Below are 10879 nucleotides of genomic sequence, written 5' to 3' on the forward strand. Positions count from 1 at the left end.
ACGCCCACCCCCACCCCCACGCCGAGCGACACCCCGACGCCGACGCCGACGCCGACGCCGTCCAAGGTCGTCCCGTACAGCTTCTTCCCGGTCGGCACCTGCCTGGACCACCCGCAGCTGAGCAAGACGGTCACCAAGCCGGAGGCCCGCCCCTGCGAGGAGAAGCACGACGGCGAGGCGATCGCCGACCAGCTGCTGCCGGAAGGGCTGTCCGGCGACTACCAGGTCGCCAACACCATGCGGGACGGCTGCAAGGAGGCGCAGGCCGCGGCCGAGGCCCGGCAGGGCGGCGGCGGACCGTACTACAGCTACCCGGTCGGCCCGAGCTACACCTTCTACCAGCAGGGCTGGCGCGACTACACCTGCATCCTGACCACGAGCAACCGGCCCGGCTCCACCAAGCTCACCGGCCGGCTGCGCTGAACCGGCGTCACCCCTTCTAGGCTGAGGGCATGTCGAACCACGCCCTCGCCGAGCGCCACCGTCTGGCCGAACTCCTGGCCGCCGCCGGGCCGGACGCGCCCACTCTCTGCGCCGGATGGTCCACCCGGGACCTCGCAGCCCACCTGGTGATCCGCGAGCGACGGCCGGACGCCGCCGCGGGCATCCGGATCGGTCCGCTGGCGGGCCACACCCACCGGGTGCAGGAGTCCTACACCGAGCGGCCGTACGAGGAGCTGGTCCGGCTGTTCCGCTCCGGCCCGCCGGTGCTCTCGCTGTTCTCGCTGCCCGGCGCGGACGAGGCGGCCAACACCGTCGAGTACTTCGTGCACGCCGAGGACGTCGCCCGGGCCGGGGAAGGCCCCGCCCCGCGGCCCACGCCACCCGGCCGGGCCGAGGCGCTCTGGCGCCGGCTGCCGCTGATCGCGCGGCTGGAGGCGGGCCGCCGCTCCCCGGTGCGGCTGGAGCTGAGCCGCCCGGACGGGCGCGGCCTGACCGTCGGCCCGGCCGGCTCGCCGACCGTGCGGATCACCGGCGAGCCGGGCGAACTGCTGCTCTTCGCCTTCGGCCGCGGCGCCCGCGCCGAGCTGACGGTGGACGGCCCCTCGGACGCCGTCGAGGCGCTGCGCCACGTCCTGCCAGTCCCCTAGGAGCCCCCGGAAGGGCCCCGGCTGCGAATGTCAGTGGTGGGGTGCAGACTCGCAGATGGCAGAGTCCGGGTGGGCCACCGCCCGGGCCCGCCCCGTCGTGCACCGGCTCCCCTCTCCCTCGAAGGGACGCTCCACCATGCTCACCACCGACTTCCCCGCCGGCTCCCCCTGCTGGATCGACCTCGGCAGTCCGGACCCGGCCGCCACCGCCGCCTTCTACGAGGCGGTCTTCGGCTGGACCTTCCAGTCCGCCGGTCCGCAGGCCGGCGGCTACGGCTTCCTGCGGCTGGGCGGGCGGACGGTCGCGGCCGTCGGACCGCTCACCGAGGAGGGCGCGCGGTCCGCCTGGACGACGTACTTCCACGCGCCCGACGCCGAGGCCACCGCCAAGGCCGTCGAGCAGGCCGGCGGCACCGTCCGGGTCCCGGCCTTCGACGTGATGGACGCCGGCCGGATGGCCCAGCTGACCGACCCGCAGGGCGCCCGGTTCGCGATCTGGCAGCCCGGCGCGGTGACCGGCCTGGACGTCGTCTCCGAGGACGGCGCGCTGATCTGGGCCGAGCTGCACACCGGCGACGTGGACGCGGGCCACGCCTTCTACCGGAAGGTGTTCGGCTGGCGCTCCGAGGACTTCCCCGCGCCCGGCATGACGTACAAGGTGATCTCCCCCGCCGAGGGCGACCTGCGGGAGACCGCCTTCGGCGGCATCGCCCCCGTGATGGACGACGCCCAGCCGGCCAGCTGGACGCCGTACTTCGGCGCCTCCGACGTGGACGGCGTGGTCGCCCGGGCCACCGGCGCCGGCGCCACCGTGCTGATGGGCCCGGAGAGCGTCCCGGACGTCGGTCGGCTCGCCTGGCTGGCCGACCCGGTCGGCGCCCCCTTCGCCCTGATCAAGGGCGAGCCGCCGAAGGAGTCCTGACCCGCTTCCGCGCCCCGCACCCCCTGCGCCGGCCTCGCCACGGCGAGCAGCGCAGGGGGTGAACGCCGTGCGGGGACCGGGCGGGCGCTGGGCCGAGGGCACCCTGCCGGCCGAGCTGCGCCGCGACGGCTCGCCCGCCGCGCTCGCCGAGCTGGCCCAGCACCACGGGACCACCGGCCCGCGCGGCGTCAGCATCACCGTCCGCCCCCGGCTGCCCCAGGCCGAGCCGGCCGCCCGGGCCGGCGCAGCACCACCGTGCTCTCACGGCCCGGCCTGCCGGCACGGGCCGACGGGCGGACGTCAGCGGACCGGGTGTCCAGCCTCCCGCAGCGCGTTCTTGACCTCGCCGATCCGCAGGTCCCCGAAGTGGAAGACGCTGGCGGCCAGCACCGCGTCCGCGCCGGCCTCCACCGCCGGGGCGAAGTCGGCGAGCTTGCCGGCCCCGCCGGAGGCGATCACCGGCACCGAGACGGTCTTGCGGACGGCCCGGATCAGCTCCAGGTCGTAGCCGTCCTTGGTGCCGTCCGCGTCCATCGAGTTGAGCAGGATCTCGCCCGCGCCCAGCTCCGCGGCGCGCCCGGCCCACTCGACGGCGTCCAGGCCGGTGCCCTTGCGGCCGCCGTGCGTGGTGACCTCGAAGCCGGAGGCGGTCTCGGTGCCCTCGGGGCAGCGGCGGGCGTCCACCGAGAGCACCAGCACCTGGCGGCCGAACCGCTGGGCGACCTCCCGGACCAGCTCGGGGCGGACGATGGCGGCGGTGTTGACGCCGACCTTGTCGGCGCCGGCCCGCAGCAGCTTGTCGACGTCCTCGACGGCGCGGACGCCGCCGCCGACGGTGAGCGGGATGAAGACCTGCTCGGCGGTGCGGCGGACCACGTCGTAGGTGGTCTCGCGGTCGCCGGAGGAGGCGGTGATGTCGAGGAAGGTCAGCTCGTCGGCGCCCTCGGCGTCGTAGAGCTTGGCCATCTCGACCGGGTCCCCGGCGTCGCGGAGGTTCTGGAAGTTGACGCCCTTGACCACGCGGCCGGCGTCGACGTCCAGGCAGGGGATGACACGTACTGCGAGGGTCACGGCTGATTGCCTTCCAGAGCTTCCAGGGTCGCGGCGAGTCCGGCGCGGTGGGCGTCGAGTTCGATCTCGACGAGCATCCGCGAGTCGACCAGGCTCTCGACCACCACGACGGCGGTCACCGGACGCACCGCGCCGAAGAGCTCCTGGTGGGCGCGGGCCGCCGCGTCGATGTCACGGGAGTGGGTGAGGTACACCCGGGTGCGGACCACGTCGTCCGCCGTCAGACCGTACGCGGCCAGGGCCTCCAGCGCGTTGCCGAAGGCGGCCTTCGCCTGCTCGTAGGGGTCGCCCTCGCCGTGCAGCACGCCGTCCACCAGCGGCCTGGCGCCGGCGACGTGCACCTGGTCCCCGGCGGCGACCGCCTGCGAGGCGCCGAGCAGGTCCTCCCACGGGGAGAACCCGCCGACCCGGCCGCGCACGATCCGACGTTCCGTCATCCCGAAACCGCCTCCAACGCCTCTCCGAGGGTGAACTTCTGCTCGTAGAGTGCCTTGCCCACGATGGCGCCCTCGACTCCCTCGCCGACCAGGCCCGCGATCGCCCGCAGGTCGTCCAGCGAGGAGACGCCGCCGGAGGCGACCACGGGCTTGTCGGTGGCGGCGCAGACGTCGCGCAGCAGCTGCAGGTTGGGGCCGGTCAGGGTGCCGTCCCGGTTGACGTCGGTGACCACGTAGCGGGCGCAGCCCTCGGCGTCCAGGCGGGCCAGCACGTCGAAGAGCTGGCCGCCCTCGCTGGTCCAGCCGCGGCCGCGCAGGGTGGTGCCGACCACGTCCAGGCCGACGGCGATCCGGTCGCCGTGCTCGGCGATGGCCTTGGCGACCCACTCGGGGCTCTCCAGGGCGGCGGTGCCGAGGTTGACCCGGGTGCAGCCGGTGGCCAGGGCGGCGGCCAGCGAGGCGTCGTCGCGGATGCCGCCGGACAGCTCGACCTTGATGTCCAGGGTGCCGGTGATCTCGCGCACCAGGTCCCGGTTGGAGCCGGTGCCGAAGGCGGCGTCGAGGTCGACCAGGTGCAGCCACTCGGCGCCGGCGTCCTGCCAGGCCAGGGCGGCGGCGAGCGGCTCGCCGAAGGAGGTCTCGGTGCCGGAGGCGCCCTTGACCAGGCGCACGGCCTGGCCGTCCCGGACGTCGACGGCGGGCAGCAGTTCGAGGCGATTCATGATCTACAACTCTTCCGTCGTCAGAGGGTGCTGACCCAGTTGGTCAGCAGGGCGGCGCCGGCGTCGCCGGACTTCTCGGGGTGGAACTGGGTGGCCCACAGCGGGCCGTTCTCGACGGCCGCGACGAACGGCTGCCCGTGGGTGGCCCAGGTGACCAGCGGCGGGTTGATCCGCGCGCTGTGCGCCTCCAGCTCCCAGCTGCGCACCCCGTAGGAGTGGACGAAGTAGAAGCGGGTGTCCGCGTCCAGGCCGGCGAACATCCGGCCGCCCTCGGGGGCGTCCACGGTGTTCCAGCCCATGTGCGGCACGATCGGCGCCTCCAGCGGCTCGACCGTGCCCGGCCACTCGTCGCAGCCGGCGGTCTCCACCCCGTGCTCGACGCCCTTCTCGAAGAGGATCTGCATGCCGACGCAGATGCCCATGACCGGCCGGCCGCCGGCCAGCCGGCGCCCGATGATCCAGTCCCCGCGAACCGACTTCAGGCCGCGCATGCAGGCCTCGAAGGCGCCGACGCCGGGGACCAGCAGACCGTCGGCGTCCATCGCGGCCTGGTAGTCGGAGGTGACGGTGACGTTCGCCCCGGTCCGTTCCAGGGCGCGCTGCGCCGAGCGGAGGTTGCCCGAGCCGTAGTCGAGCACCACGACGTTCTTGCCCATGTTCAGGTGTCCAGTCTTTCGTTCGCTCGACGGTTACAGGCGCATGAGGCCGGAGCCCAGGCACATCAGCGAGCCCAGGGCGAGCACGAGGATGACGCCCTTGGAGTGCTTCTGCTTCCAGAACGAGATGACGCCGCCGGCCAGGAAGAGCCCGACGAAGATGAGGATCATCGCGGAGTTGCTCACAGCGCACCCTTGGTCGACGGGAGGATGCCGGCCGCGCGCGGGTCGCGCTCGGCGGCGTAGCGCAGGGCCCGGGCCAGCGCCTTGAACTGGCACTCCACGATGTGGTGCGCGTTGCGGCCGTACGGCACGTGGACGTGCAGGGCGATCTGGGCCTGGGCCACGAAGGACTCCAGGATGTGCCGGGTCATGGTGGTGTCGTAGGCGCCGATCATCGGCGCCATGCCGTCCGGCTCGCTGTGCACCAGGTAGGGGCGGCCGGAGAGGTCGACGGTCACCTGGGCGAGCGACTCGTCCAGCGGCACGGTGCAGTTGCCGAACCGGTAGATGCCGACCTTGTCGCCCAGCGCCTGCTTGAAGGCGGCGCCGAGCGCGAGGGCGGTGTCCTCGATGGTGTGGTGGGTGTCGATGTGCAGGTCGCCGTCGGTCTTCACGGTGAGGTCGAAGAGGCCGTGGCGGCCGAGCTGGTCGAGCATGTGGTCGTAGAAGCCGACGCCCGTGGAGATGTCGGTCTTGCCGGTGCCGTCCAGGTCTATCTCGACCAGGACGGAGGTCTCCTTGGTGGTGCGCTCGACGCGTCCGATGCGGGTCATTCGGGTTAGAGCTCCTTGATCACAGTGGCGACGGCGTCCAGGAAGGCGTCGTTCTCGGCGGGGGTGCCGGCGGTGACGCGCAGCCATCCCGGAACTCCGTTGTCACGGACCAGGACGCCGTGGTCGAGAATGGCCTGCCAGACGGCGTGGGTGTCGGCGAAGCGGCCGAACTGGACGAAGTTGGCGTCCGAGTCGGTCACCTCCAGACCGAGCCCGCGCAGCGCCTCGACCAGCCGGTCACGCTCGTCCTTGAGCCGGCCGACGTAGCCGAGCAGGGTATCGGTGTGCTCCAGGCAGGCCAGCGCGGTGGCCTGGGTGACGGCCGACAGGTGGTACGGCAGACGGACCAGCTGCACCGCGTCCACCACCGCCGGGTCGGCGGCCAGGTAGCCCAGGCGCAGCCCGGCCGCGCCGAAGGCCTTGGACATGGTGCGGGAGACCACCAGGTGGGGGCGGCCCTCGATCAGCGACAGCAGCGAGTCGCGGTGCGAGAACTCGACGTACGCCTCGTCGACCACCACCAGGCTGGGCCGGGCGGCCTGCGCGGCCTCGTAGAGCCGCAGCACGGTGTCGGCCCCGACGGCGGTGCCGGTCGGGTTGTTCGGCGAGCAGACGAACACCACGTGCGGGCGGTGCTCGGCGATCGCCGCGACGGCGGCGTCCACGTCGACGGTGAAGTCGGCGTTGCGCGGGCCGGAGATCCAGCCGGTGCCGGTGCCCCGGGAGATCAGCGCGTGCATCGAGTACGAGGGCTCGAAGCCGAGCGCGGTGCGGCCGGGGCCGCCGAAGGTCTGCAGCAGCTGCTGGAGCACCTCGTTGGAGCCGTTGGCGGCCCAGACGTTCGCCCGGGTGACGGCGTGGCCGGTGGTGCGGGTGAGGTACGCCGCCAGGCCCTCGCGCAGCTCGACCGCGTCCCGGTCGGGGTAGCGGTTGAGGCGGCGGGCGGCCTCGGCGACCCGCTCGGCGATCCGGGCGACCAGCTCCTCGGGGAGCGGGTACGGGTTCTCGTTGGTGTTCAGCTGGACGGGGACGTCGAGCTGCGGGGCGCCGTAGGGCGACTGTCCGCGCAGTTCGTCCCGGACGGGGAGGTCGTCGATCTTCGTCACGCGCCCGGCACACTCCATTCGAATCGGGCCTTGATCGCGTCGCCGTGACCGGGCAGGTCCTCGGCGTTCGCCAGGTTGACGACGTGCGCGGCGATGCCGGCCAGCGCCTCGCGGTCGTACTCGACGACCTGCACACCGCGCAGGAAGGTCTGCACGGACAGGCCCGAGGAGTGGCAGGCGCAGCCGCCGGTGGGCAGCACGTGGTTGGAGCCGGCCGCGTAGTCGCCGAGCGAGACCGGGGTGAACCGGCCGAGGAAGATCGCGCCGGCGTTGCGCACCCTGGCGGCGACCGCGTGCGGGTCCCGGGTCTGGATCTCCAGGTGCTCGGCCGCGTAGGCGTTGACCACCGCCAGGCCCTGCTCCAGGTCGTCGACCAGGATGATGCCGGACTGCCGGCCGCCCAGCGCCTCGGCCACCCGCTCGCTGTGCCGGGTGCGGGCGACCTGGGCCTTCAGCTCGGCCTCGACCGCGTCGGCCAGCGCCACCGAGTCGGTGACCAGCACCGAGCCCGAGGTCGGGCCGTGCTCGGCCTGGCTGATCAGGTCGGCGGCGACGTCCACCGGGTCGGCGCTGTCGTCGGCGAGGACGGCGATCTCGGTCGGACCGGCCTCGGAGTCGATGCCGATCCGCCCGGCGAAGTAGCGCTTGGCGGCGGCCACGTAGATGTTGCCGGGGCCGGTGACCATGTTCACCGGCTCGCACTCCTCGGTGCCCAGCGCGAACATGGCGACCGCCTGGGCGCCGCCGACCGCGTAGACCTCCGTGACGCCGAGCAGCGCGCAGGCCGCCAGGATGGTCGGGTGGACCCGGCCGCCGAAGGCCTTCTGCGGCGGGGAGGTCACCGCGATGCCGCGCACGCCCGCCTCCTGGGCCGGCACCACGTTCATCACAACGGAGGACGGGTAGACGGCCAGACCGCCCGGCACGTACAGCCCGACCCGGTCCACCGGCACCCAGCGCTGGGTCACCGTGCCGCCGGGCACCACCTGGGTGGTGTGCTCCTCGCGGCGCTGGTCCGCGTGCACCAGGCGGGCGCGGCGGATCGACTCCTCCAGCGCGGCGCGCACCTTCGGGTCCAGCCCCTCCAGGGCCTGCGCGAGCTGCTCGGCCGGGACCCGGGTGGACTCCAGCCGCACGCCGTCGAAGCGTTCGGTGATCTCGATCAGCGCCGCGACCCCGCGATGATGGACGTCCTCGGCGATCGGACGCACCTTCTCCAGGGCGGCCGCGACGTCGAAGTCGGCACGGGGCAGCAGGTCGCGCGGGTCGTCGAGCGAGCCGCGCAGATCGATTCGAGAGATCACGCCACCCAGTGTAAGGAGTGGCCGGAACCGGCGGTCCCGCATTTCAGTCCGTGATACGAAGGGCGAGACGGCCCGGGGGAGGCCGCAGGAACCGGGGGGAAGCGTGACGGATCGGGCACCGGAGGACTGGACGGCGGCCGAACAGGCACTCTGGCAGGCGTTCCGGCTCGGCCGGATCCACGACCTGCGCAGCGGCGAGGCCGCCGAGGACGACCCGTTCGGCGAGGCCGTCTGGGGCCCCGGGCGGACGGTCCGCGCCCGGGTCCTCGCCCGGCTGCTGCTGGACGGACCGCCCGCCGTCCCCGGCCGGGTCGCCTCGCTCAAGCTGACCGGCGCCCTGGTCACCGGCCCGCTCGACCTGGCCGGCGGCACCATCGGCCACTACGTCGAGCTGCACGACTGCCGCTTCGACCAGAAGATCCTGATCTCCGAGGCCGAGGCCGGCACGCTGCGCTTCATCAACTGCCTGATCCCCCGCCTGGAGGCCTCCCGGCTGGCCACCTCCGGGGATCTCCACCTGGCCCGCTGCCGGATACGCCAGGGCGTGCGGCTCACCGACGCCCGGATCGGCACCGACCTGCTGATCAACCAGGCCGTGCTGGGCGGTGACCGGTTCGGCCGGGCGCTGTCCGCCGACGGCATCGCGGTCAGCCAGGACTGCGAGGCCGACCGGCTGGAGGCCGAGGGCGAGGTCAGCCTGCGCACCGCCCGGATCGGCGGACGGCTCTCGCTGCGCGGCGCCCGGCTGCGCGCCGTGCCGGGCAACCGCAACGCCCTGAACGCCGTCCGGATCACCGTCGGCCACACCCTGTACCTGAGCGGTTCGACCGACGGCGGCTGGTACGGGTCGCAGACCTACTACGGCTCCGGGTACGGCGAGGTCCCGCCGCCGGACGCGCCGAGCACGCCGTTCCGCGCCTTCGGCCAGGTCCGGCTCTCCGACGGCCGGTTCGAGAACGCCTGCCTGCTCTCCGACGCCGAGTTCCACCTGGACGACGGCGACGAGGTGGCCCTGCGCCGGATCCAGACCCCGGAGCTGCGCCTCACCTGCCGCTTCCCGGGCGGCGGCACCGTCTCACTGTCCCGGGCCCGGATCGGCAACCTCGTCGACGCGCCCGGCTCCTGGCCCCGGGAGGGCGCGGTCGGCCTGACCGGGTTCACCTACGAGTGCCTGCGCCCGGCCGTGCCGTTCCCCATCCGCGAGCGGATCGGCTGGCTGGAACGTTCCTCCGTGGAGTTCCAGCCCGAGTCCTACGAGCAGCTGGCCGCCGCCCTGCGCCGCGACGGCGCCGACGACGACGCCCGCGAGGTGCTCTACGCCAAGCAGCGCCGCCGCCGGCAGACCCTGCCGTTGCCGGCCCGGATCTGGGGCCGGATCCAGGACGTCACCGTCGGCTACGGCTTCCGGCCCGGCCGGGCCGCCCTGTGGATGCTGCTCGCCTGGGCCCTGGGCAGCATCTACTTCGCCACCCACCCGCCGCAGCCGCTGAAGGCCGACGAACGGCCGCACTGGAACCCGGTGCTGTACGCGCTGGGCCAACTGCTGCCCGTCGTCGACCTCGGCCAGAAGGGCTGGAACCCCGGCGGCACCGCCCAGTGGGTCGCCTCCGGCCTGGTCATCGTCGGCTGGGTGCTGGCCACCACGGTCGCCGCCGGCGCCACCCGGATGCTGCAGCGGGTCTAGCCGGGTCCTCCCGCGAGAGACAGGCCAGGGCCGTGAAGGTCCGCCGGGCCCGGGGAACTACGCTGTCCGCCGTGACAGAACGGCTTCCGCTCTTCCCGCTGAACACGGTGCTCTACCCGGGCCTGGTGATGCCCCTCAACGTCTTCGAGGAGCGCTACCGCCGTCTCGTCGCCGACCTGCTGGAGCAACCCGAGGACCAGCCGCGCCGCTTCGGCGTGCTCGCCATCAAGGACGGCCGCGAGGTCGCCCCGGTCCGTCCCGAGGACGGCCCGGCCGGCCCGCTGGACGGCCTCGGCACCGAGACCGGCGACCCGCTGGAGGCGCTCCACCACATCGGCTGCGTCGCCGACCTCACCTCCGTCCAGCCGCAGCCGGACGGCCGCTACGAGCTGCTGGTCACCGGCACCACCCGGTTCTGGCTCCGGTCCGTCGACGTCGGCGGCCCGTACCTGGTCGGCGAGCTGGAACCCATAGAGGAGCGCACCGGCGAGGGCTCCGGGGCGCTCGCCGCCGAGGTCGAGCGGATCTTCCGCACCTACCAGCGACGCCTCGCCGGCGCCCGCGAGGCCAGCACCGTCGGCCGCCCGGAGCTGCCCGAGGACCCGCAGGTGCTGTCCTACCTGGTCGCCGCGGCCACCGTCCTGGAGGTCCCGCTCAAGCAGCAGCTGCTGGCCTGCCCCGACAACGCGCAGCGGCTGCGCACCGAGCTCGACCTGCTGCGCCGCGAGACGGCGGTGCTCGGCTGGCTGCCCTCGCTGCCCGCCGTCGACCTCACCCGCCAGTCCTTCAGCCCCAACTGACCGAACCCACCGATTGCGGAGCCCCCGTGGCCAAGAAGCCGAAGAAGGGCGGTCAGGGCACGCCCGCGACGGTCGCCCTGGAGACCGCCGCCGTGCCGTTCACCGTCCACTCCTACGAGCACGACCCGGCCGCCGCCTCCTACGGCGGGGAGGCCGCCGAGGCGCTGGGCGTCCCGGCGGAGCGGGTCTACAAGACCCTGGTCGCCGACGTCGACGGGGTGCTGACCGTCGGCGTCGTCCCGGTGGCCGGCCAGCTCGACCTCAAGGCCCTGGCGGCCGCGGTCGGCGGCAAGCGCGCCGCGATGGCCGA

Annotated in this window: 13 protein-coding genes and 1 pseudogene; 6 read left to right on the forward strand and 8 right to left on the reverse strand. The window is 73.8% G+C overall.

Going from position 1 to position 10879, the window contains the following annotated elements:
- The 3 genes and pseudogenes from ABD308_RS04135 to ABD308_RS04145 form a co-directional block, all read left to right on the forward strand.
- A pseudogene (locus ABD308_RS04135) lies at nucleotides 1–423 on the forward strand (hypothetical protein); the annotation flags it as partial.
- 29 nt (nucleotides 424–452) lie between these two features.
- Complete coding sequence (locus ABD308_RS04140; protein ID WP_344325665.1) at nucleotides 453–1091, forward strand: TIGR03085 family metal-binding protein; 639 nt, start codon at nucleotides 453–455, stop codon at nucleotides 1089–1091.
- A gap of 136 nt (nucleotides 1092–1227) precedes the next feature.
- Nucleotides 1228–2013: a VOC family protein gene (locus tag ABD308_RS04145; RefSeq protein ID WP_344325713.1), complete on the forward strand. Its 786-nt coding sequence runs from the start codon at nucleotides 1228–1230 to the stop codon at nucleotides 2011–2013.
- Between the two features lie 300 nt (nucleotides 2014–2313).
- Here the strand turns inward: ABD308_RS04145 and hisF are convergent, their stop codons facing one another.
- From hisF to hisD, 8 genes are read right to left on the reverse strand one after another with little or no spacing between them, the layout of a single operon-like run.
- Nucleotides 2314–3084, reverse strand: a complete 771-nt coding sequence (hisF, locus tag ABD308_RS04150; protein ID WP_344325668.1) for an imidazole glycerol phosphate synthase subunit HisF — start codon at nucleotides 3082–3084, stop codon at nucleotides 2314–2316.
- Entirely contained in the window at nucleotides 3081–3521 is a 441-nt protein-coding gene (locus ABD308_RS04155; RefSeq protein ID WP_344325671.1) for a Rid family hydrolase, read from the reverse strand. The genes hisF and ABD308_RS04155 overlap by 4 nt, the downstream gene beginning before the upstream one ends.
- Entirely contained in the window at nucleotides 3518–4243 is a 726-nt protein-coding gene (gene priA / locus ABD308_RS04160; protein WP_344325674.1) for a bifunctional 1-(5-phosphoribosyl)-5-((5-phosphoribosylamino)methylideneamino)imidazole-4-carboxamide isomerase/phosphoribosylanthranilate isomerase PriA, read from the reverse strand. Before priA ends, ABD308_RS04155 begins: the two co-directional genes overlap by 4 nt.
- Nucleotides 4244–4263: 20 nt before the next feature.
- Complete coding sequence (hisH, locus tag ABD308_RS04165) at nucleotides 4264–4899, reverse strand: imidazole glycerol phosphate synthase subunit HisH (protein ID WP_344325677.1); 636 nt, start codon at nucleotides 4897–4899, stop codon at nucleotides 4264–4266.
- Nucleotides 4900–4932: 33 nt separating this feature from the next.
- Nucleotides 4933–5085, reverse strand: coding sequence for a hypothetical protein (locus ABD308_RS04170; protein WP_344325680.1), 153 nt, complete (start codon nucleotides 5083–5085; stop codon nucleotides 4933–4935).
- On the reverse strand, nucleotides 5082–5675 hold the full coding sequence (gene hisB / locus ABD308_RS04175; RefSeq protein WP_344325683.1) for an imidazoleglycerol-phosphate dehydratase HisB: 594 nt from the start codon (nucleotides 5673–5675) through the stop codon (nucleotides 5082–5084). Before hisB ends, ABD308_RS04170 begins: the two co-directional genes overlap by 4 nt.
- A gap of 5 nt (nucleotides 5676–5680) precedes the next feature.
- Nucleotides 5681–6781, reverse strand: a complete 1101-nt coding sequence (locus tag ABD308_RS04180; RefSeq protein WP_344325686.1) for a histidinol-phosphate transaminase — start codon at nucleotides 6779–6781, stop codon at nucleotides 5681–5683.
- Nucleotides 6778–8085, reverse strand: a complete 1308-nt coding sequence (gene hisD, locus ABD308_RS04185; protein ID WP_344325689.1) for a histidinol dehydrogenase — start codon at nucleotides 8083–8085, stop codon at nucleotides 6778–6780. Before hisD ends, ABD308_RS04180 begins: the two co-directional genes overlap by 4 nt.
- Nucleotides 8086–8188: 103 nt before the next feature.
- Here hisD and ABD308_RS04190 point away from each other — a divergent pair, with 103 nt between their 5' ends.
- The 3 genes from ABD308_RS04190 to ABD308_RS04200 all read left to right on the forward strand — a co-directional run.
- Nucleotides 8189–9769: an oxidoreductase gene (locus tag ABD308_RS04190; protein WP_344325692.1), complete on the forward strand. Its 1581-nt coding sequence runs from the start codon at nucleotides 8189–8191 to the stop codon at nucleotides 9767–9769.
- 71 nt (nucleotides 9770–9840) lie between these two features.
- Nucleotides 9841–10569: an LON peptidase substrate-binding domain-containing protein gene (locus tag ABD308_RS04195; protein WP_344325695.1), complete on the forward strand. Its 729-nt coding sequence runs from the start codon at nucleotides 9841–9843 to the stop codon at nucleotides 10567–10569.
- A 26-nt stretch (nucleotides 10570–10595) separates the two neighbouring features.
- Nucleotides 10596–10879 (forward strand): YbaK/EbsC family protein (locus ABD308_RS04200; RefSeq protein WP_344325698.1); only part of this gene is annotated, 284 nt, incomplete at its 3' end.

This window comes from Kitasatospora putterlickiae (genome assembly GCF_039527695.1).
GTDB classification, from domain to species: Bacteria; Actinomycetota; Actinomycetes; order Streptomycetales; family Streptomycetaceae; genus Kitasatospora; species Kitasatospora putterlickiae.

What these genes read in the sequence shown, in the direction of transcription:
- ABD308_RS04140 (WP_344325665.1), top strand. Translation starts at nt 453, where the DNA reads ATGTCGAACCACGCCCTCGCCGAGCGCCACCGTCTGGCCGAACTCCTG.
- ABD308_RS04155 (WP_344325671.1), bottom strand. Translation starts at nt 3,521, where the DNA reads ATGACGGAACGTCGGATCGTGCGCGGCCGGGTCGGCGGGTTCTCCCCG.
- priA (WP_344325674.1), bottom strand. Translation starts at nt 4,243, where the DNA reads ATGAATCGCCTCGAACTGCTGCCCGCCGTCGACGTCCGGGACGGCCAG.
- hisH (WP_344325677.1), bottom strand. Translation starts at nt 4,899, where the DNA reads ATGGGCAAGAACGTCGTGGTGCTCGACTACGGCTCGGGCAACCTCCGC.
- ABD308_RS04145 (WP_344325713.1), top strand. Translation starts at nt 1,228, where the DNA reads ATGCTCACCACCGACTTCCCCGCCGGCTCCCCCTGCTGGATCGACCTC.
- hisB (WP_344325683.1), bottom strand. Translation starts at nt 5,675, where the DNA reads ATGACCCGCATCGGACGCGTCGAGCGCACCACCAAGGAGACCTCCGTC.